The 23,352-nt window shown below is 55.3% G+C and carries 28 protein-coding genes; 18 read left to right on the plus strand and 10 right to left on the minus strand.

Features of this window, described 5'->3' with window-relative positions; translation table 11 throughout:
• Nucleotides 1–7: 7 nt before the first annotated feature.
• The 3 genes from fliS to ACL2XO_RS16900 all read left to right on the plus strand — a co-directional run bounded on the left by fliS (nucleotide 8) and on the right by ACL2XO_RS16900 (nucleotide 1,477).
• Nucleotides 8–400 carry a flagellar export chaperone FliS gene (gene fliS / locus ACL2XO_RS16890; protein ID WP_413724746.1) on the plus strand — a complete coding sequence of 131 codons (393 nt, stop codon included), beginning with the start codon at nucleotides 8–10 and terminating at the stop codon, nucleotides 398–400.
• Nucleotides 401–540: 140 nt separating this feature from the next.
• A complete protein-coding gene (fliT, locus tag ACL2XO_RS16895) occupies nucleotides 541–918 on the plus strand; it encodes a flagellar protein FliT (protein ID WP_413724747.1) in 378 nt (125 codons plus the stop codon).
• Between the two features lie 304 nt (nucleotides 919–1,222).
• On the plus strand, nucleotides 1,223–1,477 hold the full coding sequence (locus ACL2XO_RS16900) for a CsbD family protein (RefSeq protein WP_413724748.1): 255 nt from the start codon (nucleotides 1,223–1,225) through the stop codon (nucleotides 1,475–1,477).
• Nucleotides 1,478–1,526: 49 nt separating this feature from the next.
• Here ACL2XO_RS16900 and ACL2XO_RS16905 read toward each other — a convergent pair whose 3' ends face one another.
• Entirely contained in the window at nucleotides 1,527–1,757 is a 231-nt protein-coding gene (locus tag ACL2XO_RS16905; protein ID WP_413724749.1) for a hypothetical protein, read from the minus strand.
• A 640-nt stretch (nucleotides 1,758–2,397) separates the two neighbouring features.
• Between ACL2XO_RS16905 and ACL2XO_RS16910 the strand changes: the two genes are divergently transcribed.
• Nucleotides 2,398–2,640: a general stress protein gene (locus ACL2XO_RS16910; RefSeq protein ID WP_132921246.1), complete on the plus strand. Its 243-nt coding sequence runs from the start codon at nucleotides 2,398–2,400 to the stop codon at nucleotides 2,638–2,640.
• Between the two features lie 105 nt (nucleotides 2,641–2,745).
• Here ACL2XO_RS16910 and ACL2XO_RS16915 read toward each other — a convergent pair whose 3' ends face one another.
• Complete coding sequence (locus tag ACL2XO_RS16915; RefSeq protein WP_413724750.1) at nucleotides 2,746–3,585, minus strand: hypothetical protein; 840 nt, start codon at nucleotides 3,583–3,585, stop codon at nucleotides 2,746–2,748.
• A 145-nt stretch (nucleotides 3,586–3,730) separates the two neighbouring features.
• Here ACL2XO_RS16915 and ACL2XO_RS16920 point away from each other — a divergent pair, with 145 nt between their 5' ends.
• Nucleotides 3,731–3,946 carry a hypothetical protein gene (locus ACL2XO_RS16920; protein WP_413724751.1) on the plus strand — a complete coding sequence of 72 codons (216 nt, stop codon included), beginning with the start codon at nucleotides 3,731–3,733 and terminating at the stop codon, nucleotides 3,944–3,946.
• A gap of 166 nt (nucleotides 3,947–4,112) precedes the next feature.
• Here the strand turns inward: ACL2XO_RS16920 and fliE are convergent, their stop codons facing one another.
• Nucleotides 4,113–4,427 carry a flagellar hook-basal body complex protein FliE gene (gene fliE / locus ACL2XO_RS16925; protein WP_413724752.1) on the minus strand — a complete coding sequence of 105 codons (315 nt, stop codon included), beginning with the start codon at nucleotides 4,425–4,427 and terminating at the stop codon, nucleotides 4,113–4,115.
• Between the two features lie 235 nt (nucleotides 4,428–4,662).
• Between fliE and fliF the strand changes: the two genes are divergently transcribed.
• The 13 genes from fliF (at nucleotide 4,663) to fliR (ending at nucleotide 15,706) form a co-directional block, all read left to right on the plus strand.
• The gene (fliF, locus tag ACL2XO_RS16930; RefSeq protein WP_413741097.1) at nucleotides 4,663–6,363 is read left to right on the plus strand and encodes a flagellar basal-body MS-ring/collar protein FliF; all 1,701 of its coding nucleotides are present in this window, start codon (nucleotides 4,663–4,665) and stop codon (nucleotides 6,361–6,363) included.
• Entirely contained in the window at nucleotides 6,360–7,352 is a 993-nt protein-coding gene (gene fliG / locus ACL2XO_RS16935; protein WP_413724754.1) for a flagellar motor switch protein FliG, read from the plus strand. The genes fliF and fliG overlap by 4 nt, the downstream gene beginning before the upstream one ends.
• Nucleotides 7,345–8,034 (plus strand): flagellar assembly protein FliH, encoded by a 690-nt coding sequence (gene fliH, locus ACL2XO_RS16940; RefSeq protein WP_413741098.1) that lies wholly within the window; start codon nucleotides 7,345–7,347, stop codon nucleotides 8,032–8,034. Before fliG ends, fliH begins: the two co-directional genes overlap by 8 nt.
• A complete protein-coding gene (gene fliI, locus ACL2XO_RS16945; RefSeq protein WP_413741099.1) occupies nucleotides 8,034–9,392 on the plus strand; it encodes a flagellar protein export ATPase FliI in 1,359 nt (452 codons plus the stop codon). Before fliH ends, fliI begins: the two co-directional genes overlap by 1 nt.
• Before the next feature lie 18 nt (nucleotides 9,393–9,410).
• A complete protein-coding gene (gene fliJ, locus ACL2XO_RS16950; protein ID WP_413741100.1) occupies nucleotides 9,411–9,851 on the plus strand; it encodes a flagellar export protein FliJ in 441 nt (146 codons plus the stop codon).
• Complete coding sequence (locus tag ACL2XO_RS16955) at nucleotides 9,852–11,384, plus strand: flagellar hook-length control protein FliK (protein ID WP_413741101.1); 1,533 nt, start codon at nucleotides 9,852–9,854, stop codon at nucleotides 11,382–11,384.
• Between the two features lie 148 nt (nucleotides 11,385–11,532).
• A complete protein-coding gene (gene fliL / locus ACL2XO_RS16960) occupies nucleotides 11,533–12,015 on the plus strand; it encodes a flagellar basal body-associated protein FliL (protein ID WP_413724759.1) in 483 nt (160 codons plus the stop codon).
• A gap of 5 nt (nucleotides 12,016–12,020) precedes the next feature.
• Nucleotides 12,021–13,022 (plus strand): flagellar motor switch protein FliM, encoded by a 1,002-nt coding sequence (gene fliM / locus ACL2XO_RS16965; protein ID WP_132921236.1) that lies wholly within the window; start codon nucleotides 12,021–12,023, stop codon nucleotides 13,020–13,022.
• Nucleotides 13,015–13,434 carry a flagellar motor switch protein FliN gene (gene fliN / locus ACL2XO_RS16970; RefSeq protein WP_132921235.1) on the plus strand — a complete coding sequence of 140 codons (420 nt, stop codon included), beginning with the start codon at nucleotides 13,015–13,017 and terminating at the stop codon, nucleotides 13,432–13,434. The genes fliM and fliN overlap by 8 nt, the downstream gene beginning before the upstream one ends.
• Nucleotides 13,435–13,845: a flagellar biosynthetic protein FliO gene (gene fliO, locus ACL2XO_RS16975; protein WP_413741102.1), complete on the plus strand. Its 411-nt coding sequence runs from the start codon at nucleotides 13,435–13,437 to the stop codon at nucleotides 13,843–13,845. It begins immediately after the preceding gene.
• Complete coding sequence (fliP, locus tag ACL2XO_RS16980) at nucleotides 13,842–14,615, plus strand: flagellar type III secretion system pore protein FliP (protein ID WP_413741103.1); 774 nt, start codon at nucleotides 13,842–13,844, stop codon at nucleotides 14,613–14,615. The genes fliO and fliP overlap by 4 nt, the downstream gene beginning before the upstream one ends.
• A 33-nt stretch (nucleotides 14,616–14,648) precedes the next feature.
• Nucleotides 14,649–14,918, plus strand: coding sequence for a flagellar biosynthesis protein FliQ (gene fliQ, locus ACL2XO_RS16985; RefSeq protein ID WP_413724762.1), 270 nt, complete (start codon nucleotides 14,649–14,651; stop codon nucleotides 14,916–14,918).
• 2 nt (nucleotides 14,919–14,920) lie between these two features.
• A complete protein-coding gene (gene fliR / locus ACL2XO_RS16990) occupies nucleotides 14,921–15,706 on the plus strand; it encodes a flagellar biosynthetic protein FliR (protein ID WP_413741104.1) in 786 nt (261 codons plus the stop codon).
• A gap of 104 nt (nucleotides 15,707–15,810) precedes the next feature.
• Here fliR and flgL read toward each other — a convergent pair whose 3' ends face one another.
• The 7 genes from flgL to ACL2XO_RS17025 all read right to left on the minus strand — a co-directional run bounded on the left by flgL (nucleotide 15,811) and on the right by ACL2XO_RS17025 (nucleotide 23,337).
• Nucleotides 15,811–16,791 carry a flagellar hook-associated protein FlgL gene (gene flgL, locus ACL2XO_RS16995; RefSeq protein ID WP_413741105.1) on the minus strand — a complete coding sequence of 327 codons (981 nt, stop codon included), beginning with the start codon at nucleotides 16,789–16,791 and terminating at the stop codon, nucleotides 15,811–15,813.
• Between the two features lie 44 nt (nucleotides 16,792–16,835).
• Nucleotides 16,836–18,512: a flagellar hook-associated protein FlgK gene (gene flgK, locus ACL2XO_RS17000; protein ID WP_413724765.1), complete on the minus strand. Its 1,677-nt coding sequence runs from the start codon at nucleotides 18,510–18,512 to the stop codon at nucleotides 16,836–16,838.
• A gap of 218 nt (nucleotides 18,513–18,730) precedes the next feature.
• Nucleotides 18,731–19,726 carry a flagellar assembly peptidoglycan hydrolase FlgJ gene (gene flgJ, locus ACL2XO_RS17005; RefSeq protein WP_413724766.1) on the minus strand — a complete coding sequence of 332 codons (996 nt, stop codon included), beginning with the start codon at nucleotides 19,724–19,726 and terminating at the stop codon, nucleotides 18,731–18,733.
• Entirely contained in the window at nucleotides 19,726–20,853 is a 1,128-nt protein-coding gene (locus tag ACL2XO_RS17010; protein ID WP_413741106.1) for a flagellar basal body P-ring protein FlgI, read from the minus strand. The genes flgJ and ACL2XO_RS17010 overlap by 1 nt, the downstream gene beginning before the upstream one ends.
• 16 nt (nucleotides 20,854–20,869) lie before the next feature.
• A complete protein-coding gene (locus tag ACL2XO_RS17015; RefSeq protein WP_413726956.1) occupies nucleotides 20,870–21,532 on the minus strand; it encodes a flagellar basal body L-ring protein FlgH in 663 nt (220 codons plus the stop codon).
• Between the two features lie 242 nt (nucleotides 21,533–21,774).
• Nucleotides 21,775–22,557, minus strand: a complete 783-nt coding sequence (gene flgG, locus ACL2XO_RS17020) for a flagellar basal-body rod protein FlgG (RefSeq protein ID WP_413724768.1) — start codon at nucleotides 22,555–22,557, stop codon at nucleotides 21,775–21,777.
• Between the two features lie 21 nt (nucleotides 22,558–22,578).
• Nucleotides 22,579–23,337, minus strand: a complete 759-nt coding sequence (locus ACL2XO_RS17025; protein ID WP_413741107.1) for a flagellar basal body rod protein FlgF — start codon at nucleotides 23,335–23,337, stop codon at nucleotides 22,579–22,581.
• Nucleotides 23,338–23,352 lie beyond the last annotated feature (15 nt).

Here is a 23,352-nt window from a genome sequence, read left to right on the forward strand (position 1 = left end):
ATTTCGTATGTATGGTTCACAAGCCTACGCCACTGTCGGCTTAGAAAGCGGAGTGATGAGCGCCAATCCGCATAAATTGATTACGCTGTTATTCGACGGGGCGCTTAGCGCCCTGGCTAAGGCGGATATCTATATCCAACAGAACAATACCATCGCCAAAGGCAAGGCCATCACCCATGCCATCAATATCATTAATAACGGCTTGAAGCTGGGTTTGGATATCGAGAACGGTGGGGAACTGAGCCGAAATCTTTCTGGTCTTTACGATTATTTCGTTCGTAAATTGATCCGGGTTAATCGGGATAATGACCGTGAGCTCCTTCAACAAATCCGTCAATTGTTAAGCGAAATCGCCGATGCATGGAAAGAAATCGCTCCGGGAAGCCCCGTTAAATCCTAACAATAAGAAGGATTTAGCGAGATTAGACATGTTACACTGCTGATAATGGTTATCCCAATATATTGAGACGTGTGATGAAAGTCGCGAGTGAATGAGCAGGAATAACCCACTTTTTGTGTTAAATACCTTTTAGGATAGCCATGATGGATGCTTGCCCCTCCCTTTTAGCTCATTATCAGCAAATACTTCTATTAAGTGAAAACATGCTGTTAATGGCTCGTCAATCAGAATGGGATAACCTGGTCTATATCGAAGAAAAATATGTACATGCTGTAGCGAAGATTTCCGAATTGAATGTCAAACAAGAGGACCCGCTTTCCGGCGCGACGCAGGACGAAATTACTCTGATATTGCGTCAACTGCTGGATAATGAAAAGGAGATTAATCAATTATTACAGGCGCGTCTAAACCAGTTACGCAATCTCATTGGCCAATCTAATCGCCAGCAAAAGATCAACTCCACTTATCACAAATTTTCAGATAGAACTTCCATGTTGCCGGGTGAAATAAAAAAATAACCTCATGCATAACTGGTTAAAAATCCTGCAGCCCAGTATGAGAAGTTGGTCTGAATGCCTATATCAAACAGTGATGCCTACTCATTCAGCAGGCATCACTCCCCGATTAATGCCGGCGCAAAGGCAATCCCTTCGTTGATCCACAGAACTTCATTTTGAAACGTCATGTGGAAATCCTGGGCCCATTACTTGATAGAGCGCGTATGGAATGCTCTTAAAAGCAGCCCCCGCCCCGCCTATTCAAGAAAACATACAAATTTTCGCCTATATTTAAATGGGTTCCATATATAGAAGGAAATTAACCATGTTCGATAAAGCCAAAAATAAAGCGGAAGAAGTGACCGGCAAAGGTCAGGAAACACTGGGCAAGGCCACCGGCGACAGCGCTATGACGCTGGAAGGAAAAGTGCGCAAACAGGCGGCGAAGGCTTGCTACAGCGTTAATGATTACATTGATTCCATCAAAGCCAAAACTTCAGAGGACCCGATACCGGCATTGTTGATTGCCGGCGGTGTGGGTTTCTTGCTGGCAAAAATCTTCCGGGCTCGCCATCATTAGAAAAATCAGCCTCAGCAATAACCGGACTGATAAGCTCCTGTCGGCCAGGTCAGATTGACAACAGGCCGATGGCTAAGCCGATGAAAAACCGCCTGGCCTCGTCGGATTCTTTTTCCTGTTCGCCGGTCAGGTAAGCCAGAAGATTGCCTAGCTGAATGTTGACCCCTTGCCGGTGCAGCTCCATTATCGCCTGACCGATGATCTGGCTTAAGGTTTCATGGCTATGCTGCAACGCTTGTCCGGGTATGCCCATTATCGCCTCCCAATCATTCCTGCCCACTTTACCGTCCCTTTATGACAGAAAAATGAAGACGCTCTTCGTTCAATGCGCCGGCTAAAGACACGACGGCGCCGCTGGATACGTTAACGGCATAGACCGCCCTCGTCCCTGTGGCGAGGCGACCCGGACACCATGCGCATTGGGGCATTGGGGCATTGGGGCATTGGGGCATTGGGGCATTGGGCAAATATTTATTTGCTAATACAATAATGAGACAACCTTAAAAATTTTCATAAGGTTATGCCTATTTTAAGTGACTTCCAACCGCATCGAAGCGGTTAATTTAGCGTAAGCGAAGCGGCTAATAAATTTACCATGTCAAAATTTAATTTGCCGCTTCGCTATTTAATAAAATCAAGATTAATGAACGAATATAATGGTTTGAATTGAAATGAAAATATTAATGACATACACAATCGCCGCTAAAAATAATTAACATTTACGGCTGAGATTAATCCTAAACGATAGCTTTTTATTGCGAGACATCCCAACCTCTTCTAATATTTAAAAGGTGAAAAGCATTAATATATTTTATGCTTTATCACATAATAGCTTTATATTTCCATCTAGGTATCTTAAATGATGCCATTTATAATTATCAATTTCTCAATAGCATCATCAACTAGAGCAGGAGTTTATCATGACAGAACATCGCGGTGGTTCAGGTAACTTTGCCGAAAATAAAGAGAAAGCATCAAGCGCGGGCCAGAAAGGCGGCCAGCACAGCGGCGGCAATTTCAAAAACGATCCTGAACGAGCTTCCGAAGCCGGCAAGAAAGGCGGGCAGCATAGCGGGGGCAACTTCAAGAATGACCCTGAAAAAGCGTCGGAAGCCGGTAGAAAGGGCGGTGAACACAGCCATGGCGGCGGCCGCAGCTCTTGAATAACCTTTTGATATAAAGCCACCGGTTATTATTGCCGGTGGTTTTGTATTTCATCATCTTTTCCCGTCAGAACACCTTAAAAGATAATTATTTATTTTCTAGGCTTAGGACTTATGGCATAAATCCACACTGGCATTGGTTGCTGAAAGACATTGATTCAATGCCTTAAGTGAATCATCCTTGCTATTATGAACGATACGGATAGATTGCCTCGGAATGCCGTCATCGCTTTCATTCAAATTACCGCTAAAGAGAATCCAATCATTTTTTAAGTGGAATTTATTCACCGTAATGACGCCGGCTTTTTCATCGGCTTTATCGTAATCCACTCCGCTATCGATAAGCTTTTGATTTGTTTTATCGAAAAAATTATTGATATCGATATCTCTCTTGGTAGCGATATTTTTTTCCTTTGCCACGTAGATTTCCCATTTACTTTTTATTGCGTTACCCCAAATGCTCTTTTTTTGGTTCGGGGCATAATATACATTAGATAATTGCCGGAACATCGTTGATTGATCGGCAGGTATTTCATTTCTATTCAGCAATACCTCAATAGAATCAGCCCCGGTCCTGGAGGCGATTTCGGCGATGGCGATGGATGTCGCCGCCCACTCCATCCTGTTCCCGCCGGTAACGCCCGCTTCGATTTTCACCAGCCGGTGATTATCCTTGAAGGCGTTATTGAGGGTAATATGTTCAATGACGAAAGGCAGGGATTTGGCGGGTTTTGGGACGCTTGACTTGCAAGAAGATGAAGCGCAATTAGCCGTATTCAAGAATTTATTTACCGCGGCCTTTGCCGGCTTCGCCTGCGCCGGCGGGTTAACAGCGGGCATGGCAGGGGCTGTTGTCTCCTCCCCGCCGCTATTGAGGTAGGCCACCACGCCAAAAAAAATCACCGCAACCAAAGTGACTATGGGTTTCAATTCATTCATCTTCATAACACAAAGTCCGTATTCAACACTGCGTCACATCCTAGCACTGACGGATCGCAAAGGGATGCAATTGATCACTGATTTTTTATCAAGATACCTGCATGCTCGAAGCAGCCTAAGGTCAATTTTGATTCAACATAAGGAGATTGTTATGAAGTTGGAAAATGAAGCTGCTTACGAGCTGGCAAAATCGTATGTTCTAACACAGAATTTGTCGACTCATCATGTGTTCTTCCGTACTTTTATGGAGGTGTATGAGGATTACGACAAATGGCTAAGCACGGGTGACCCAAAAGCAGCGGAATTGAAAGATAAGCCGGGATCTCAAGTGATTAAAACACATCCACTAAACTTAATGGGGCGTTAAGAGAAACTCTGGCGAGCATCAAGCGGTTGCTCGCCGAATTGTCCCCGGTAGCCGCCTCGCTCGGAGCGCTTTGTGCCGGCGGGGCTCAATTCCCAACGTTATCGTCTTTGGCCCCCCAGCGAAATATGCAATGATTTAACTCATATTAATCATAGCGTTGATACTATTATACCGACATATTCATTATATCCTGATAAGCGGCAACCAGTTTGTTGCGCACCTGTACGCCGGTTTGCAGGGAAATGGAAGATTTCTGCATATCCACCATCACGTCATTCAGTCCCAGCGGCGAGTTGCCGGTGGTGTAGGCTTGCGATTCCATGGTGGCCTTGTTTTGCGAATCGCTGATATTATCCAGCGCCGCGCTGAGCTGATCGGCGAAGCTGCCGCCGGTCACCGGTGTATCGCCGGCGTTGCCCGCCGCCTGGGACGCCGCGCGATGCAGCTGCTGTACCGCTGATTCAATGCCTGGAATAGCCATATGATCCCCCTAGATTTTTTTACGATAAGCTAACTTACCAGAAGGCTAAATCGGCTAACGGGCTAAATAACGCTAAAAAACCCGGTTATTTCAGCCATCGAATGCCTCACTAAAAGCAAATAATGACATCCACATAAATCCAGAACCGCCGGCAACGCCCGATAAGCACAAGCATGGAGAGTGTTTTGTTATTAGCCATTAAGCAGCCCCGTTCAATTCATGCCAGGACAATGTCATGAGTACGGTTAAAAACGGTTCCGGACCGGGCAAGAATTTGTTCATGCCGATATTGAAACATCTGCGCAGCCATCCAAAAATTTCCGCTGCAATCGCCGCCGCCGCCGCGATTGCGATAGTAGTGGTAATGGCGCTTTGGGCAAAAAGTCCCGATTACCGCGTGTTGTACAGTAATCTTAACGATCGGGACGGCGGCGATATCGTTGCGCAATTGACCCAAATGAACATCCCCTATCATTTCAGCGACCAGGGTACCGCCTTGCTGGTACCGGCGGAGTCGGTGTATGAAACCCGGCTCAAACTGGCCAGCCTGGGTCTGCCGAAAGGCGGTTCGGTGGGTTTCGAATTGATGGATCAGGAAAAATTCGGCATCAGCCAATTCAGTGAACAGATTAATTACCAGCGCGGCCTGGAGGGCGAGCTGGCGCGGACCATTGAAACGCTGGGGCCGGTTCGGTCGGCGCAGGTCCATCTGGCCATGCCGAAACCTTCATTGTTCGTCAGGGAGCAAAAAAACCCAACCGCGTCGGTCACCCTGGTGTTGCAACCTGGTCGCGCACTTGATGATGGACAGGTCAACGCCATCGTTTACATGGTTTCCAGCAGCGTGGCCGGGTTGCCCCCCGCCAATGTCACGGTGGTGGATCAGCAAGGCCACCTGCTGACCCAGGCCGATGCCAATGGCCGGATGCTTAACGCCAGCCAGCTGAAATTCAGCACTGAATTGGAAAGCCGCTATCAGCGAAATATTGAAAATATCCTAGCCCCGATGGTGGGCAGCGCCAACGTGCATGCGCAGGTTACCGCGCAGATAGATTTTGATGCTCAGGAACAAACGGATGAACACTATCAGCCTAACGGCGGTAATGACAATTCGGCTATTCGCTCTAAACAGGATACGCAAAGCGAACAGTTAGGGGCGAACCAGCCGGGGGGAATACCGGGGGCTTTATCCAACCAGCCGTCGGTCGCCGCGACCGCGCCTATCAACGGCACGGTCGCCACGCAAACCGGTCGACAGCCAGCCAATAATCCCAACGGAGTAAACGGCGCGCAAAACCGCAACGCTCCGGCAACACTGTCCGTGCCGTCCAATACGCATCATGATGAAACCATCAATTACGAATTGGACCATAAAGTGGTTCATGTGGAACGCAGCGTAGGCAACCTGCAGCGGCTATCTGTGGCGGTGGTGGTAAATTATCTGCCGGGAGAAGGCGGTAAACCACTGGTGGCGTTGACGCCGCAGCAATTGACGCAGGTGCAAGATCTGGCGCGCGAAGCCATGGGCTTTTCCGCTGAACGGGGAGACACGCTCAATGTCGTTAATACACCGTTCGTTGATTCTGAACTCAGCGTAGGTGACCTACCGTTCTGGCAACAGGCCGGATTTTTTGATGGCTTGATGACCGCCGGACGCTGGCTACTGGTACTGCTGGTGGCCGTGATCCTTTGGTACAAGGTGGTCAGGCCGCTACTGAGGGCTAAAGCAGCTGAGCCTGTAGCGCCGCAGCCCCCGGCTCCTCGCGCGGCGGAAGATGTGGTGGTCAAGCTCAGCCGCGACCAGCAAGACGAGCAGAAACGGGCGCAGCAGCGTGAAAATACCGAGGCCCGCAGTCAGCGCATCCGGGATATGGCGGATGGGGATCCACGAATTGTGGCGTTAGTGATTCGCCAATGGATGAGCAACGAGCAATGACGATGAATGGAACCGAAAAAAGCGCCATCCTGCTTATGACGCTGGGCGAGGACCGGGCAGCGGAGGTTTTCAAGCATTTATCGACGCGGGAAGTGCAGCAGCTCAGCAGCGCCATGGCCAACATGCAGCAAACTTCCCAGCAGCAGCTGCTGGAGGTGTTGAAAGAGTTCGAGGCGGAATCGGAACAATATGCCGCGCTGAGTATCAATGCCGGAGATTTCTTGCGCTCGGTGTTGATCAAAGCCCTTGGCGAGGAGCGCGCTTCCAGCCTGCTGGAGGATATTCTCGAAACCCGGGAAACCACCACCGGCATGGAGACCCTCAACTTTATGGAGCCGCAAAGCGCGGCGGACCTTATCCGCGAAGAGCATCCGCAAATTATCGCCACCATTCTGGTTCATCTGCGCCGCGGCCAGGCCGCCGATATTCTGGCCTTGTTTGATGAAAAACTGCGCCACGACGTGATGCTGCGTATCGCCACCTTCGGCGGCGTACAGCCTTCCGCTCTGGCGGAATTGACCGAGGTGCTTAACGGCCTGCTCGACGGCCAGAACATGAAACGCAGTAAAATGGGCGGCGTGCGTACCGCGGCCGAGATAATCAACCTGATGAAAACCCAGCAGGAAGAGGCGGTTATCAGCGCCGTGCGGGACTTCGACGGCGAATTGGCGCAAAAAATCATCGACGAGATGTTCCTGTTCGAAAATCTGGTGGAAGTGGACGATCGCAGCATCCAGCGTTTGCTGCAGGAAGTGGAATCGGAATCCCTGCTTATCGCGCTGAAAAATGCCGCCCCGCCGCTGCGGGAAAAATTCCTGCGCAATATGCCGCAGCGTTCCGCGGAGATTCTGCGCGACGATTTAGCCACCCGCGGACCGGTGCGTATGTCTCAGGTGGAGAACGAACAAAAGGCTATTCTGCTGATTGTCCGCCGTTTGGCGGAAAGCGGCGAGATGGCTATTGGCGGTGGGGAGGATACGTATGTCTGATGCATTCAATCATTTACCCTGGCGGCCTTGGGCATTGGACGATTTGGCCCAGCCGGTATTGCCGCCGGTAATGCCCTCGCCGCTGGATGAACCGGCGACGGAAGAATCCGCCCAGCAGGCGGCGCTTAATGAGATGCGCAAAAAAATCCAGGCGGATGCGCAGCGCAACGGATTTGATGAGGGCTTTAAGCAAGGCCGGCAGGACGGATATCAGGCCGGGCTGCGGGCCGGCCAGGAGGAAGGCCGCCAGCTGATATTCCAGGAGCAGCAGCCCGCCGTGGCGCAGCTGCAGCTGCTGGTGAGCGAATTTCAGCATACGCTGGATGCGCTGGACAGCGTGATGGCGGAACGCCTGGCGCAGTTGGCGCTGACCGCCGCCAGAAAGGTTTTGGGCCAGGCCCCGGTGGGAGAAGGCACCGCCATGCTGCGGCAGATTCAGCAATTAATGCAGCAAGAACCGATGCTCAGCGGGAAACCGCAGCTGCACGTGCATCCGTCGCTGGTGCCTCTGGTGGAAAAACAATTGGGGGCGACGCTTGATTTGCACGGCTGGCGGCTCATTCCCGATAGCGATGTGCATCCCGGCGGCTGTAAGGTAACGGCGCAGGAAGGGGACCTTGACGCCAGCCTGGCTACCCGCTGGCATGAGCTGTGCAGACTGGCCGCTCCGGGAGAATTATAATGACCGCGCGCCTCGGGCGTTGGCTGAAGTCGCTGGATTCCCTCGAACAGCGCCTTGAAGGGACGCCGATGGTGCGTCATTACGGTCGTTTGACCCGCGCCACCGGCCTTATCATGGAGGCCACCGGCTTGCAATTGCCCCTCGGCGCGCCCTGTCTTATCGAACGCCTGCGCCAGGATATTATTGACGAAATTGATTGTGAAGTGGTGGGTTTCAATGGCGATAAGCTGTTTTTGATGCCGCTGGAAGAGGTGGAGGGTATTGTGCCCGGCGCCCGGGTCTATGCCCGCGTACGTGAAGACGGCCAGTCCGGCAAACAGTTGCCCCTGGGCGTCGAGCTGCTGGGCCGGGTGCTGGACGGCAGCGGAAAGCCGCTGGACGGTTTGCCCGCGGCGGATACCGGTTATAGCGCGTCGCTGAACACCGCGCCGGTGAATCCGCTGCAGCGCACCCCCATCGCCGATGTGCTGGATGTAGGAGTGCGCACCATCAATGCGCTGCTGACCGTGGGTCGCGGACAGCGTATGGGGCTGTTTGCCGGTTCCGGCGTGGGCAAAAGCGTTTTGCTGGGCATGATGGCGCGCTACACACGGGCGGATGTGATCGTGGTGGGCCTGATTGGCGAACGCGGCCGCGAGGTAAAGGATTTTATCGATAATATCCTTGGCGCTGAGGGCTTGAAACGGTCGGTGGTGATAGCAGCCCCGGCGGATGTCTCGCCGCTGCTGCGAATGCAGGGCGCGTCATATGCCACCCGTATCGCCGAGGATTTTCGCGATCGCGGTTATCACGTTTTGCTGATAATGGATTCCCTGACCCGCTATGCCATGGCGCAGCGGGAAATCGCCCTGGCGGTGGGGGAACCGCCGGCCACCAAAGGATATCCTCCTTCGGTCTTTGCCCGGCTGCCCGCCCTGGTGGAGCGCGCCGGCAACGGGGTCAGCGGCGGCGGCTCCGTTACGGCGTTCTATACCGTGCTCACCGAGGGAGACGACCAGCAGGACCCCATCGCCGACGCGGCGCGCGCCATTCTGGACGGCCATATCGTCCTGTCGCGCCAGCTGGCGGAATCAGGCCATTATCCGGCCATCGATATTGAAGCGTCCATCAGCCGCGCCATGACCGCCATCGTTCCTCCGGAACAGGAACAATTGGTGAGGCAATTCAAACAGCTCTTGTCCCGGTATCAGCGCAACCGGGATTTAATCAGCGTCGGCGCCTATGCCGCCGGCAGCGACCCACTACTGGACCGGGCCATCGCGCTCTATCCGGCCATAGAGGCTTTTTTGCAGCAGAATATGCATCAGCGCAGCGATTATCCGCAGGCTTGCGAGCAGCTGCAGGGATTATTTGGCTAAGTCGGGTAACGAGGTTAGATGAACAGTCACACTGCCCTTGATATTTTGCGGGAAAAGGCGAAAGAAGAGCTGGACCAGGCGTCGATCCGATTGGGTGAAGTCCGCCAGTCCCAGCTATCGGCCAAAAATCAACTGGAGCAATTGCAGCAATACGAAAAAGAGTACCGGCAAAAATTGCAAAGCGGCATGACAAAAGGCATGGCCTCCGCTAGTTGGTATAACTACCAGCAATTTATCAACACGCTGGAAACCGCCATTGAGCAGCATCGCAATTTATTGACCCAATGGGGCCAGCGGGTGCAGCAGGCGATCCAGCAGTGGCAGACCAAGCAGCAGCGTCTCAATGCCCTTTCCACGTTGAATTCCCGCTATATGCGGATTCAGCAGTCTAAAGAAAATCGGCTTGACCAGAAACAAATGGATGAGTTTGCCCAGCAGGCTACGGCGAGGAAATTATAAATGATAACACTGCCCAATGAGATCACCCCGACGGCGGGAGTTGCCGCCGTCGGAAGCGTGACGGCGGTGGCTGCCGATGGCGGCGACCAGGGTTTCAGCTCGCTGTTGAACAGCAAGCTTAACAATCGGCAACCGCAGCAGCCTGCTTCGTCCGCTGAAAGCAGAACCACGTCCGCCAATGATTCCTCCGACGCCTCGCCGTATGTGCAGGGAACGCCTAACAGCCTATCGACACAGACGGATTCCGCGGCGCGTCAACGAAACGAGCAAGAAGATCGCGATGGCAGTAGCGATTCGGACGTAATTACGCCGGCGCCCGCCGGCATCACTAAGAGTATTGACCCCGCAACGAAAACCGCCGCCGGCGGCGCGGCGGAAAAAAACGCCGATCCCGCCCTGGACAGCAGCGCCGCACAAAACCTGATGGCATTATTGGCTCAGACCAGTTCGGTCTCGTTGCCGATTGCCCAGACGATTTCAGACGGGCAAGCCCTGGCGGCCGACGTCAGCGGCATCCCTTCCCTTGCTGACACCGCGGCGAGTGCCGCCATCGGCACGGCGTCAACGTTTTTCACCGCCGATAACAGCGCCGCGGACGATACTGCGCCGGACAAAAACGCAGACAGTGGTAATGCAGCACCGGAAGCGACGACGCAAAATCAAACGTCCACCGCGGCGGATAACAGTGCACTCCTCGCACAGACCAACGCCGATTATCATCAAACCGTCGCCAATAACCACAATGCGTCCAAGACCACGATTCCGGCGGCCCTGAAAAAATCCACCACCGCCATGGCCCTCGAGTCCCAGGACAACAAGGCTTCACCCGTGGCCACGGAGGCCAAGGAACAACCTTCGACAACCGACAGCGACGCCGCTCAGGCGGCGGTAGTTCCCGTTTCCCTTGAGACCACGAATTCAGCCCAGACCAATAGCGGAACAAACGATACCGTTATCACCCTGAAAAAAATCGGCGATATGTCTATGGACAGCGGTTCATCCCAGGGCGGCACCGCGTCGGTAGTCATGCCGACCTTAAGCGCCCCCGGCGGCAATGCCGCTACCACGCCGACGCCCGCCAGCGCCTTGATAAGCGCGCAATTAGGCAGTGATGAATGGCAGCAAGCCATCGGCCAGCAAGTGGTGATGTACAGCCGCGACGGTCAGCAAAGTGCCGAACTGCGCCTGCATCCTGACAGTCTCGGCACGGTGCAAATCAGTATGCAGGTGGACACCAATAACCAGATGCAAATCCACCTGGCGTCGGGACATAGCCAGGTACGCGCCGCTCTGGAGGATGCGCTGCCGCAGCTACGCGACTCGCTGGCGCAAAGCGGCATTAATCTTGGGCAAAGCAGCGTCGGCGGCGATGCCATGCCTAACTGGGGAGGCAACGGCCAGAATGCCTCCTCCGGCGGTCAAACGGGTGAGACATTTTCCATCAACAGAGTTGCCGCCCAGGCCGATAATACCCAGGTAACGCCGACGCAGCCCCCCATCGGCCGCGCCGCCGGCATCGATACCTTTGTCTAAGTCAGCAAACGCTCAAGTTAACGCAAATTATCCCGTCTATTCGTCCTATTGAAATCCAATGGAGACGGGATAATGCCAACAATAATCGGCATTTTGCGGGTTCTGCAAAGGAAAAATGTCGTCATGATTATAGGAATATCTAAACGTTATGTCTCAGAATGTGCTTCCTTCGGCTGGTAAAAAAACCAAATGGAAAGTAGTTTTAGCAGTCATTATTTTGGCTGCCGGCGGAGCAGCGGGTTATTACTGGTGGCAACACCGCTTGCCCGGTGAGCTGGCCACCGTCACCAGCGCCCCGCCGGTGCCGCCGACCCCCATCTTTTTGCCGCTGGACACCTTTACGGTAAACCTGGTTAATCCGACCAACGATCCCGACCGGGTGCTTTATATCGGTTTGACATTGCGCTTGCCGGACGAAGCAACGCGCAAGGAATTTAACGACTTTTTACCCGCAGTACGCAGTCGACTGTTATTACTGCTTTCCCGCCAGGACGCGGACGCCCTGGCCAACGACCAGGGTAAGCAACGGTTGGTGGATCAAATCAAACAGGTGCTGAGCGAACCCTTGGTGAACGGTCAACCGCGACCGGTCGTCAACGATGTTCTTTTTACCGCCTTTATATTGCGCTGAATACCATGGGCGATAGCATTCTCTCTCAAGCTGAAATCGATGCGCTGCTGAACGGCGACGACAATGAGCAACTGCCGGTGAGCAGCGGCAGCGACAATGATGTTAAACCCTACGATCCCAATACCCAGCGCAGGGTGGTGCGCGAACGGCTGCAAGCGCTGGAAATCATTAATGAACGCTTTGCGCGATCTTTTCGCATGGGTTTGTTCAACCTGTTGCGCCGCAGTCCGGATATTACCGTCGGCGCCATCAAGATCCAGCCTTACCATGATTTCGCCCGTAATTTGCCGGTGCCCACCAACCTGAATCTGATCCACCTCAAGCCGCTGCGGGGCACTGCGTTATTCGTCTTCTCACCGAGCCTGGTGTTTATTGCCGTGGATAATCTGTTCGGCGGCGACGGCCGGTTCCCCATCAAGGTGGAAGGCCGTGAGTTCACCCATACCGAACAACGGGTCATCCGCCGGATGCTGAAGCTGGCGCTGGACGGCTATGAAGACGCCTGGAATGCCATCTACAAGCTGAACGTGGAATACGTTCGCGCCGAAATGCAGGTGAAATTCACCAATATCACGACTTCTCCCAACGATATCGTGGTCACCACCCCCTTCCATGTGGAAATCGGTTCGATGGTGGGTGAGTTTTATATCTGTATACCCTTCTCCATGATCGAACCGTTGCGGGAATTGCTGACCAATCCGCCGCTGGAAAACTCCCGTATGGAAGACCAGGGCTGGCGCGAAAACCTGGTGAAGCAAGTGCAGCATTCTGAACTGGAGCTGGTGGCCAACTTCGCCGAAGTCACCCTGCGGCTGTCGGAAATTCTCAAACTGACGCCCGGTGATGTACTGCCCATAGATAAACCTGACTATTTGATTGCCCATGTGGACGGCGTGCCGGTGCTGACCAGTAACTACGGCACCCTGAACGGTCAGTACGCACTGAGCGTAAAACAACTGATTAATCCCGTATTGAACTCCCTTGATGAGGAACTGCCCGATGAGTGACCCAAAGAAACCGTCCGGTGAAGATAAGCCATCCGCCGACGATCTGTGGGCAGAGGCGTTTGACGAACAGCAGGCCGTGAGCAAAGAACGGCCGGCGTCCACTGACGGCATATTTCATCAACTGACCGCGGAAGACAGCGCCGGACCGTTGCAGGATATCGATATGATTATGGATATCCCGGTGAAACTCACCGTTGAGCTGGGGCGCACCAAAATGACCATCAAGGAATTGCTGCGGCTGTCGCAGGGTTCGGTGGTGGCGCTGGACGGCCTGGCGGGAGAACCGCTGGACATTCTCATCAACGGCTATTTGATAGCCCAGGGAGAAGTAGTGGTGGTGGCGGATAAATACGGTGTGCGGATTACCGATATTATCACTCCCTCCGAGCGTATGCGCCGGTTAAGCCGCTAAATGAGCGACGCGCAGCCCCAATCCGCCGTCCAAATCGCCGTACCCGTTGCCCGTGGGTTTGACGCCGCCGGCGCCTTGACCCAGGTGGGCAGCGCGCTGGGCGGCATACTTTTGGTAATCATCATCGTGGCCTGGCTGGTGCGCAAGCTCGGCCTGGCGCCGGCAGCCAAACAGTCGCAGCGGCTGACGCTGCAGGCCAGCTGTTCCCTGGGACCGCGGGAGCGGGTGGTGGTGGTGGAAGTGGAAGGCACCTGGCTGGTGCTTGGGGTGACGGCGCAGAACATCACCCCGCTGCACAGCCTGCCCGCGCCGGCTGCCGATGCGGATGCGAATGCCCGCTCCGCCGCCCTGGCGGGGGATTTTCGCCAGCGTTTGCGCCTGGTCATGCGCCGGACAGGAAAGGATCAATGAGCAACAGACGGCTTCGGCTATTTTTACCGTCCCGCGGCGTCGCGCTTGCGGCCCTGGCCCTGGGGTTACTGGGCCTGTCCCCCGCCGGTTGGGCGCAATTGCCGGGCATCGCCATCCATCCCTTGGCCGGCGGCGGTCAAAGCTGGTCGCTGCCGGTACAAACCCTGGTTTTCCTCACGTCCCTGGCCTTTATCCCGGCAGCGTTAATGTTGATGACCAGCTTTACCCGCATCATCATTGTGCTGAGCCTGCTGCGCAGCGCCATGGGCACGCCCTCTGCGCCGCCCAATCAGGTGTTATTGGGATTGGCGCTGTTTCTGACCTTTTTTGTGATGGCCCCGGTATTCGATAACATATATACCGAGGCCTATTTGCCCCTGAGCGAAAACAAAATCACCATGCAGGACGCCATTGATAAAGGCGCGCAACCCCTGAAAGCCTTCATGCTGCGGCAAACCCGGCAGGCGGATTTGGCGTTGTTTGCCCGTTTAGCCAATCAGGGCCCGCTGCAGGGACCGGAAGCGGTGCCGATGCGGATTCTGTTGCCCGCCTATGCCACCAGTGAACTGAAAACCGCCTTTCAAATCGGGTTTACTATTTTTATCCCATTTTTAATTATTGATTTGGTGGTGGCCAGCGTATTGATGGCGCTGGGGATGATGATGGTGCCGCCGGCCACCATTTCACTGCCGTTTAAACTTATGCTGTTTGTGCTGGTGGACGGCTGGCAGCTGTTGCTCAGTTCGCTGGCGCAAAGTTTTTATACCTAACCCAGAATATTCACCCATAACCCAGGCAAAAAAATGACACCGGAATCAGTGATGTCCATGGGCCATCAGGCAATATTGGTGGCGTTGGCATTGGCGGCGCCGTTATTGATCGCCGCGCTGCTCAGCGGGTTGATAGTCAGTCTGCTTCAGGCCGCCACGCAAATCAATGAAATGACGCTATCGTTTATCCCCAAAATCCTGGCGGTGGTTGCCACCGGCGTTATCGCTGGTCCCTGGATGCTCAACCTGATACTGGATTATATGCGCGCCCTGTTCGCCAGCCTGCCCTCCCTCGCCGGTTAACGATGATGCCCTTTGATATTGCCCAGTTGTCCCATTGGATCACCCAGGGTTTCTGGCCGCTGGTCCGCATTTTGGCGCTGATCGGCACCGCCCCGCTTTTCAGCCAGGCCAGCATTCCCTCCTGGGTCAAGGTGGGATTGGGGGTTGCCGTAACCTCGCTTCTCGCGCCGTTGCTGCCCGCTGTGGCGACGCCGATTTATTCGGTGGCCGGTTTCTGGCTGGGTATCCAGCAATTTCTGATTGGGGCCGCCCTGGGGCTGATGATGCAGTTTGCGTTTGCCGCCATTGAAATGGCGGGGGAAGTGATCGGTTTGCAAATGGGGCTCTCTTTCGCCACCTTTTTGGACCCCGCCAGCGGCCTGAATATGCCGATACTGGCTCAGTTCATGAACATGCTTACCCTGTTGGTTTTTCTCAGCCTGAACGGCCATTTGTGGATGATATCTTTACTGGCCGATAGTTTTCAAACGCTGCCCATTAACGCCTTGCCGCTGAACGCCGAGGGATTTATGGCACTGTGCCGCGCCAGTGGGATGATTTTCATCAACGGCCTGATGCTGGCGTTGCCGATGATAACCTTGCTGCTGACGATGAATATCGCCTTGGGCCTGTTGAACCGTGTCTCCCCGCAGCTGACGGTGTTTGTCATCGGCTTTCCGCTGACCCTGACCATCGGCATATTGGTTTTTAGCCTGCTGCTGCCCTTGATGGTGCCTTTTTGGGAAAGGCTGATGGGGGAAGTCTTTGATTTAATGGCCGGCATGTTGCGGGAATTGCCGCAGGGATAAAAAATGTGCCGCCCGTCGCCAGACGCGCGGCATAATATAGGAGGCGTAAGCGTTAGCCTCCCAAAGAACCCGCCAGAGCCACCGGACGGGTTGGGGCGCAGTGCTTAACTGTTCATCTGGAATAAAGACAGCTTGCTCATGGCGCTGAAGGTGGTATAGGAGGCCTGCAGGGCCGCTTGTTGCATACTGTAAGCCGAGATGGCCGAATACCAGTCAGTCCCGGTCAAATCGCCGATTTGCGTCTGATACATGGTGGAACGATCGGTACTGATGCTGTCGATAGCGTCCAATTGATTCAGCTTGGTGCCGGCGGATGACTGGACGGCCAGTACATTGTTCAGCGAGTTGCCCAAACCGCGGGTGGCTTTGGCCATGGCGGCGGTATAGGCGGCGGCGGTGTCCGAATCCGCGTCATCCTGCGGCGTCGTCAGCGCGGTAAGCGCATCGTCGATAGTGCTAAAGATATCCGCGTCGCTGTCCGAGCCGTCCGGTTCCGGCGTAGCGCCCGCCTGCAGGCGATCGAACACATCCGAGCCGACATCCCCCACCGCCATGCTGGTGGTGGCATCTACCTGCTGGGTGATGGCCTGGTTCCCCCCGCTGTAGCTGACGACGCCGCTGATGGCGCCGGTGGACGCAGCTTCGCTATAGGGCGCGGAACCGGTGTCATAACCGGCAAAGATATAGTTGCCGTTGCTGTCTTTGGTATTGGCCAGTGACAATAGCTGCGCTTTATAGGATTCAAGCGTGGTCGCCAGCGACTGGCGATCCGAGTCGCTCAAAGTGCCGTCTCCCGCCTGGATGATCAGCGTTTGGGCATTTTGGATCACGGTGGTGATCTGGCCGAGCACCGAACTCTCCAGCGAAAGGCTGTTGTTGGCCGAGGTGCTCGCCGCGCTGTATTCAGTGTTCATCGATTGAGTCTGATTTATGATCACCGCTTGCGACGCGGCGATGGGATCATCGGAGGGCACATTAACCCGATTGCCGGTGGAAAGCTGCATCTGGCTGGACTGCAATAAGCTGTAGTTGTTATCAATGGCATTCAAACTTTGCTGATAAATCATGCTGGTGCTCATGTGCATGGCGTTTATCCTTTACGATAATACTGAAAAAAGCGGACGGCCGCTTAACCTGCCACCGCCGATAACAATGAGTTGAACAAGTCGCTGGCGGTGGAAATCACCTGGGCATTGGCCTGGTAATATTGTTGATAGCGCGTCAAATCAATGTATTCATCATCAAGGTTGACACCGGATGACGATTGCTGCTGATTGGTCAGCGCGGTAACGATATTGGCCTGGGCGGTGCTGGTGACCTCGGCATTGCTGGTTTCGGTGCCGACATTGCTTACCAGCGTGGCATAGGCGGTGCTCAGGGTGGCGGAACCGCCGACGATCTGGTCGTTTTGCAGCGCCAACATGTTTTCGGCATTGCGGTTATCGCTGGCGCCGGTTTCGGTGCCGTCATCGTCATCATCAGGCAGGCCGGCGGCGATATCCCCCGGGTCGGTAATCGCCACCTTCATGCTGCCGATCACATTGGACACCGGATCGACGGTAAAACTGTCGTTGTTGGCCGGCGTACCGGTTACGGCCACGTTCAACCCGTCAAAGGTCAAGGTCGTAACCCCTGTGGTGCTATCGGTAACCTGCTGGACATCGGCCGCGGCGAGGACAGTGCCGGTACTGCTTTGGGTTACCTGCCAGTTGCCGTTAACGTACTTGACCTGATATTGGCTGGCCTGCACCTGGTCGGTATTGTCGCCGTCATAAGTGGCGGAGGCCTGAGCAGTGCCACTGTTTTTGCTATTGGCCGTAACGGTAGGATCGGCATAAGTGAAAAACGCGCTGCCGGCGTCACCGTTCAAATCGACCCCCGCCTCGTTGGTTTGATTCATATTGCTGGCCAGGCTTAGGGCCAACTGGCCGAGTGCGTTGGTGGCATCGGTCAGTGCCCCGTCCCGGAACGACAGTAGCCCGCCGAGGCTGCCGGTGGTGATACTGGCATCATTAATCTGCACCGGGGTGCCGGTTCCCCGATCATAGGCCAGAACGGTTTTAGACGCATCGGCGCTGGAGGGCACCGCTTGCACCTGATAGGCGCTGCTGCCCTGCACCAGCGTCATGCCGTTGGCAAAGGTCAGATTGACGGAGCCGTTATCCTGCACGCTGGAGGTCACGCCGACGATACCGTTGAGTTCGCTTACCAGCTCATCCCTTTGATCCAGCAGGGAATTGGGCGCCTGGCTGCCGCCGGAGCTGACAATCTCGCTGTTAAGGCTGGCGATTTCCTTGGTGTAATTATTGATTTCAGCCGCGCTGGTGCTCACCTGCTGATTCACCGACGTACCCATGCTTTGCAGATAGGTAGCGGCGCTTTGGAACTGATCCACCATGCTGCCGGCGCTGCCGATGACGGTTTGCCGCGCGGAGGTATCAGAGGCGTTGCTGCTCATCGATTGGATGCTGGTGAAAAATGTACTCATCGCCGAGGACAAATCGGTATCGCTGGTAGAGAGCATATCGTCTATCTGAGACACCTGATTGTAATAAGTAGTAGTGGCATCGGCAGTGGCCGACGCGGTTTGCAACTGACTCACCACCAGCGAGTCATATACCCGGGTCACTCCGGTGACTGTCACGCCATTACCGCTCAACCCGGATCCCAGGCTTTCGGAAAGCTGGGTTTTTTCCTCGTTATAGCCGGCAACCGGCTCATTGGAGATATTGTTCCCCACCGTATTCAAAGCAATCTGCGCAGCCTGGATACCGCTGGCGGCTATATTGGTTAATGAACTGGACATCGTTTTTCCTTATTCCGGGGAGCGTATACCCGTCATACTTCAAGCTGTGGGTACGTAGGTATCCCTCAGCCGAACTATCCAGGGTTTATAGCGCCGTTCTCAATCGCGGCAATCCGCCACACCCTTTTTTGTTATATCGTCCCGGCCGGGCCAAACTTGAGTGTCGGAAAAAAAAATCGTGGCCGGCAGTGGCTGCTTGCTGTGATTTCACGGCGGCGCTAAAACAGCCCGCCGATATCGCGGGTATACGCGGATGCCCCGCGGGCGGCGGCGTTCTTCAACTGACTGATGATCTGCACCAGCTTGGCGCCGTAGTCGGGATCGGTGGCGTAACCCGCCCGCTGCAATGCGTAAGCGGCCGCTTCAGGCTGAACGGCGTTCACCACCTCGCGATAACGGGGATTATCGGTGAGCACATGGACATAGTCCTTGATGGCGTCCAGGTAGGAGTCATACACGCGAAAGCGCTGCATGACCTTAACCGATTGGCCGTTTTGATACTCCGTGGTCATCACGCTGGTGGTTTTACCATGCCAATCGCCGGAGGCTTTGATACCGAACAGGTTATAACTGGGCTGGCCGTTGGCGGCGGGGATTTCCCTCCGTCCCCAATCCGATTCCAGCGCCGCCTGGGCCAAAATCAGATGGTGCGGGATACCGCTTTGCTGACTGGCGACCATGGCCGGTATGGTGAGCTTGTCGGTAAAACCCTGTCCGCCGGCGGTGTTATTGCCGGATTCTTCACCCTGCCGGGATTGGCGCTGTCCCTGTTGATAGGATCCCCCCGGCATCGACCAAGGGCTGTAGGCCACGCTGCCGGCGGCGTGACCATGGACGATGGTCATATCCATCGGCGCCGCCTTGGCGGAGTCCCCGGCGGCGGCGACCCCGGCATCGTCCGGTCCGCTGCCGTTGCGGCTCAGTTGCTTGACCATCATATCCGCCAGCCCCAGGCCTTTTGAAGACATCTGCTGGGACATTTGCTGATCGTAGAGGCTGGTATAGAGATCAGCCTGGCTGCTGTCGGTCAATCCGCCCTTTGGCAACGCCTCGCGCATGCTCTTGAGCATCATCTGCACAAACAGCCCCTCCACCTGCTTCGCCACGGCCTTAAGCGCCTGCGGAGATGACTGTGCCGCGGCGGTATGCAGCTTTGCCAATGAATTGGCGTCATAGGCGGCGGAGGTGGGATCGACCGGGTCATTCACCCGCATCAGATGATCTCCAGTGAGGCCTGTAAACACCCGGCGCTGTGCATGGCTTGCAGGATGGACATCAGGTCGTTTGGCGTCGCGCCCAAGGCATTTAACGCGCGCACCACGCTACTGAGATTGGCGCTGGATCTGACGTTTTTCAACGAACCGCCGCCCTGGTTGACCGAAATCTGCGTTTGCTGGGTCACCACCGTTTGTCCTCCCGCCAGCGGCGTATCCGGCTGGCTGACGTTTTGCTGGTTATCTACCACCACCGACAGGGAACCCTGGGCCACAGCGCAGTTTTCCAGCATCACGTTGCGGTTCATCACCACTGACCCGGTGCGTGAATTGACGATGACCTTGGCATCTATTTCACCGATATCGATATTGATATCTTCGATTTGCGATAGGAAACGTACCTGGCTGCTATTATTGGCGGGCAGTTGCAATTCAATGGTGCGCGCATCCACAGCTCTGGCCAAACCCATGCCCCCTTGTCCGTTAATGGTATCGCTGACCCGCTGCGCCAGGCTGAAATTTTCCTGTTTCAATTGCAGCGTAAGCAGACGGCTGCTGCCGAACGTGTTGGGCAGTTCCCGCTCGATGACGGCACCATCGTTAATGCGCCCCCCGGCCAGCTGATTGACCTGCACCCGGCTGGCGCCGGATGAGGCCCCCGCCCCGCCCACCAGCAGGTTGCCTTGCGCCAGCGCATAGACCTGGTTATCCGCGCCTTTTAGCGGCGTCATCAATAAGGTACCCCCACGAAGGCTTTTGGCCGACCCCATGGATGACACCACCACATCGATATTTTGCCCGGCGCGGGCAAAGGCCGGGTAATTGGCGGTCACCATCACGGCGGCAACGTTCTTAAGCTGCATATTGGTGCCGGTGGGGACCGTAATGCCCAATTGCGACAGCATATTGGTCAGACTTTGGGTGGTGAACGGCGTTTGGGTGGTCTGATCACCGGTGCCATCCAGACCCACCACCAACCCGTACCCAATCAGCGGATTCCCCCGCACGCCCTGGATATCCACCAGATCCCTTAACCGTTCCGCGCCGGCGGGGGTGGCCAGCACCGTCAGCGCCAGCAAAAAAATCCCACGGTAGCGCCGGAAAAATATCAAGGCTGAAATCCACATGCTTATCGTTACCTGTTTAAAAAGGCGACCATTTAAGAAAAAAGCGTTGCAGCCAACCCATTTCCTGCGCTTCATTGATATAACCTTTGCCGACATATTCGATCCGGGCATCCGCTACCTGCGTCGACAGTACCGAGTTATCGCCGGTGATGGTGCGCGGGTTAACCACGCCCGAGAAACGGATAAACTCCGTTCCCTGATTGATAGCGATTTGTTTCTCGCCCACCACCCTCAGATTGCCGTTTGACATGACCTGGTCAACGGTTACCGTGATCGTGCCGGTAAAGGTATTCTGGGCAGTGGCGCCCCCTTTACCTGAGAAGTCATTGGTGCCGTTGGTATTGACATCCGCTTTACCATTGCCTATCAGGCCATTCAATGCCGTCGGCGCCGTGGTGACTTTCAGGGTACCGCTGCCCGCCCGATCGGCGCTGGCGGTGGAGCTCTTGCTGGCGCTGACATTTTCCTGCAGGGTAATGGTCAGAATATCGCCGACATTGCGCGGACGGCGGTCTTCAAATAACGGCTGGTAGCCGTAGTTCATCGGCTGTACCGATTGAAAAATCGAACCGTTGGCCACCGGCACCGACGCCGGTGCCGGCTGCGCGGTGGTCTGCCCCTGCACCAGAGTTTCGTGGTGTGAGCCGCACCCGGCCAATATCAGCACGGCCAGCGCCATAAAGGCGCCCGTCGTGGATAAACCGTCGCATCGCGCCCCGCGCGGCGGCGTGGTGAAAATCGTCTCTTTTTGTTTCATAAGGCCCGTTGCGTCCTGATCGGCAGACATACCCACCAGAGACGCGCATATGTTACAGCGTCACTTTATCTGACCATGATCGCCGTGAATTATTCCAAGACAACCGCCGCACTAGCGCCGCTCTATCGCAAAAACGCGGTTGGCAATCCCGCTTTGTTCAGCCATTACATCTGAGTCAGCTTTTCAAGCATATCGTCGGAAGTGGTTATGGCTTTGCTGTTGATTTCATAAGCGCGCTGCACTTGAATCATATCCACCAGCTCTTCGGCCACGTTGACATTGGAGGTTTCCACGTAGCCCTGATAAAGCAAACCGGCGCCATTTTGGCCGGGATTGGATTCCGTTGGCGCCCCCGAGCTTTCGGTTTCCTGATAAAGATTTTCACCCAGGCTTTCCAGCCCGGCGTTATTGACAAAGTTGCTTAAGGTCAGTTGTCCCACCTGCTGGGCATTGGTTTGCCCCTGAACGGTCACGCTCACCGCCCCGTCGCGGGAGACGGTAATAGTTTGTGCATTGGCCGGAATGGTAATGGCCGGCTGAATGGTATAGCCGCTGGAGGTCACCAATTGCCCGTTGGCATCCACCTGAAACGACCCGTCGCGGGTATAGGCCGTGGTGCCGTCCGGCAGCAGTACCTGGAAAAACCCTTGACCGTTGATGGCCAAATCCTTGGACTCGGACGTCTGTTGCAGGTTTCCCTGGCTGAATAGCCGCTCGGTGGAAACCGGCCTGACCCCGGTGCCTAGTTGCAGGCCGGAGGGCAGCGTGGTTTGGTCAGAGGATTGCGCGCCGGGCTGGCGCACGGTCTGGTACAGTAAGTCCTCGAACACCGCCCGTTGGGCCTTGAATCCGTTGGTGCTAACGTTAGCCAGGTTGTTAGAAATAACATCCATGTTGGTCTGCTGAGCGTCCAGACCGGTTTTGGAAATCCATAGTGAACGGATCATCCGTTGGTACTCCCGAGTAATTTAACTGCTCACCGATAACAGTTCGTTGGCTTTATCCGCGTTATCATCAGCGTCGGAAATCACCTTCATTTGCATTTCAAAGCGTCGCGCGGTGCCAATCATGTCCACCAGCGATTCAGCGGTATTCACATTGCTGCCTTCCAGTACCCCCGGCATCACCTTGACGGTGTTGTCCGCCGGCAAGGCTTGGCCCACCTGCGCCGCGGCGGCGGCGGTCAAATGAAACAGACCGTCATCGCCGCGCACCAATTGACCGTCGGTGGGTTTGACCAGCTTCAGCTGTCCCACCTCTTCGACGGTATTGGGCTGATCCCCGGCCCCCAGCGCTGACACCGTGCCGTCGGCCGCCACGGTGAGGGACGCCTGGGTAGGCACCACCAGCGGTCCGTTTTGTCCCACCACCGGATAACCCTGGTTCAGCAATTGGCCGGTATTGTCTTCTTGGATATTGCCGTTGCGGGTATAGGCTTCCTGTCCATTGGGCAACTGCACCGCCAGCCAGCCCTGATCCTGCACCGCAACATCCAGCGGTCGCGCGGTGTAGTCCAGCGGCCCCGGCGTGGTCAGCGTGCCGGGGGTTGAGGCCACCACCAGCGTACGCGTCGGCAAGGTCTCTCCCTGGATGGGTACCGCCCGCATGGCCGACAGTTGGGCCTGGAACCCGGTGGTGGAGGCATTAGCCAGGTTGTTGCTAATAATGGCCTGCTGTTCAAGTGACTGGCTGGCCCCGCCCATTGCGGTATAAATTGCGTGATCCATGGTGAGTCCGTCCGG

It is taken from the genome of Sodalis sp. RH15 (assembly GCF_047324255.1).
Classification (GTDB): domain Bacteria; phylum Pseudomonadota; class Gammaproteobacteria; order Enterobacterales; family Enterobacteriaceae; genus Acerihabitans; species Acerihabitans ligni.

Excerpts from the sequence above, each read along its gene's own strand:
- fliS (WP_413724746.1), top strand. The coding sequence starts at position 8 with ATGTATGGTTCACAAGCCTACGCCACTGTCGGCTTAGAAAGCGGAGTG.
- fliT (WP_413724747.1), top strand. The coding sequence starts at position 541 with ATGATGGATGCTTGCCCCTCCCTTTTAGCTCATTATCAGCAAATACTT.
- ACL2XO_RS16900 (WP_413724748.1), top strand. The coding sequence starts at position 1,223 with ATGTTCGATAAAGCCAAAAATAAAGCGGAAGAAGTGACCGGCAAAGGT.
- ACL2XO_RS16910 (WP_132921246.1), top strand. The coding sequence starts at position 2,398 with ATGACAGAACATCGCGGTGGTTCAGGTAACTTTGCCGAAAATAAAGAG.
- ACL2XO_RS16915 (WP_413724750.1), bottom strand. The coding sequence starts at position 3,585 with ATGAAGATGAATGAATTGAAACCCATAGTCACTTTGGTTGCGGTGATT.
- ACL2XO_RS16920 (WP_413724751.1), top strand. The coding sequence starts at position 3,731 with ATGAAGTTGGAAAATGAAGCTGCTTACGAGCTGGCAAAATCGTATGTT.
- fliE (WP_413724752.1), bottom strand. The coding sequence starts at position 4,427 with ATGGCTATTCCAGGCATTGAATCAGCGGTACAGCAGCTGCATCGCGCG.
- fliF (WP_413741097.1), top strand. The coding sequence starts at position 4,663 with ATGAGTACGGTTAAAAACGGTTCCGGACCGGGCAAGAATTTGTTCATG.
- fliG (WP_413724754.1), top strand. The coding sequence starts at position 6,360 with ATGACGATGAATGGAACCGAAAAAAGCGCCATCCTGCTTATGACGCTG.
- fliH (WP_413741098.1), top strand. The coding sequence starts at position 7,345 with ATGTCTGATGCATTCAATCATTTACCCTGGCGGCCTTGGGCATTGGAC.
- fliI (WP_413741099.1), top strand. The coding sequence starts at position 8,034 with ATGACCGCGCGCCTCGGGCGTTGGCTGAAGTCGCTGGATTCCCTCGAA.
- fliJ (WP_413741100.1), top strand. The coding sequence starts at position 9,411 with ATGAACAGTCACACTGCCCTTGATATTTTGCGGGAAAAGGCGAAAGAA.
- ACL2XO_RS16955 (WP_413741101.1), top strand. The coding sequence starts at position 9,852 with ATGATAACACTGCCCAATGAGATCACCCCGACGGCGGGAGTTGCCGCC.
- fliL (WP_413724759.1), top strand. The coding sequence starts at position 11,533 with ATGTCTCAGAATGTGCTTCCTTCGGCTGGTAAAAAAACCAAATGGAAA.
- fliM (WP_132921236.1), top strand. The coding sequence starts at position 12,021 with ATGGGCGATAGCATTCTCTCTCAAGCTGAAATCGATGCGCTGCTGAAC.
- fliN (WP_132921235.1), top strand. The coding sequence starts at position 13,015 with ATGAGTGACCCAAAGAAACCGTCCGGTGAAGATAAGCCATCCGCCGAC.
- fliO (WP_413741102.1), top strand. The coding sequence starts at position 13,435 with ATGAGCGACGCGCAGCCCCAATCCGCCGTCCAAATCGCCGTACCCGTT.
- fliP (WP_413741103.1), top strand. The coding sequence starts at position 13,842 with ATGAGCAACAGACGGCTTCGGCTATTTTTACCGTCCCGCGGCGTCGCG.
- fliQ (WP_413724762.1), top strand. The coding sequence starts at position 14,649 with ATGACACCGGAATCAGTGATGTCCATGGGCCATCAGGCAATATTGGTG.
- fliR (WP_413741104.1), top strand. The coding sequence starts at position 14,921 with ATGATGCCCTTTGATATTGCCCAGTTGTCCCATTGGATCACCCAGGGT.
- flgL (WP_413741105.1), bottom strand. The coding sequence starts at position 16,791 with ATGCACATGAGCACCAGCATGATTTATCAGCAAAGTTTGAATGCCATT.
- flgK (WP_413724765.1), bottom strand. The coding sequence starts at position 18,512 with ATGTCCAGTTCATTAACCAATATAGCCGCCAGCGGTATCCAGGCTGCG.
- flgJ (WP_413724766.1), bottom strand. The coding sequence starts at position 19,726 with ATGCGGGTGAATGACCCGGTCGATCCCACCTCCGCCGCCTATGACGCC.
- ACL2XO_RS17010 (WP_413741106.1), bottom strand. The coding sequence starts at position 20,853 with ATGTGGATTTCAGCCTTGATATTTTTCCGGCGCTACCGTGGGATTTTT.
- ACL2XO_RS17015 (WP_413726956.1), bottom strand. The coding sequence starts at position 21,532 with ATGGCGCTGGCCGTGCTGATATTGGCCGGGTGCGGCTCACACCACGAA.
- flgG (WP_413724768.1), bottom strand. The coding sequence starts at position 22,557 with ATGATCCGTTCACTATGGATTTCCAAAACCGGTCTGGACGCTCAGCAG.
- ACL2XO_RS17025 (WP_413741107.1), bottom strand. The coding sequence starts at position 23,337 with ATGGATCACGCAATTTATACCGCAATGGGCGGGGCCAGCCAGTCACTT.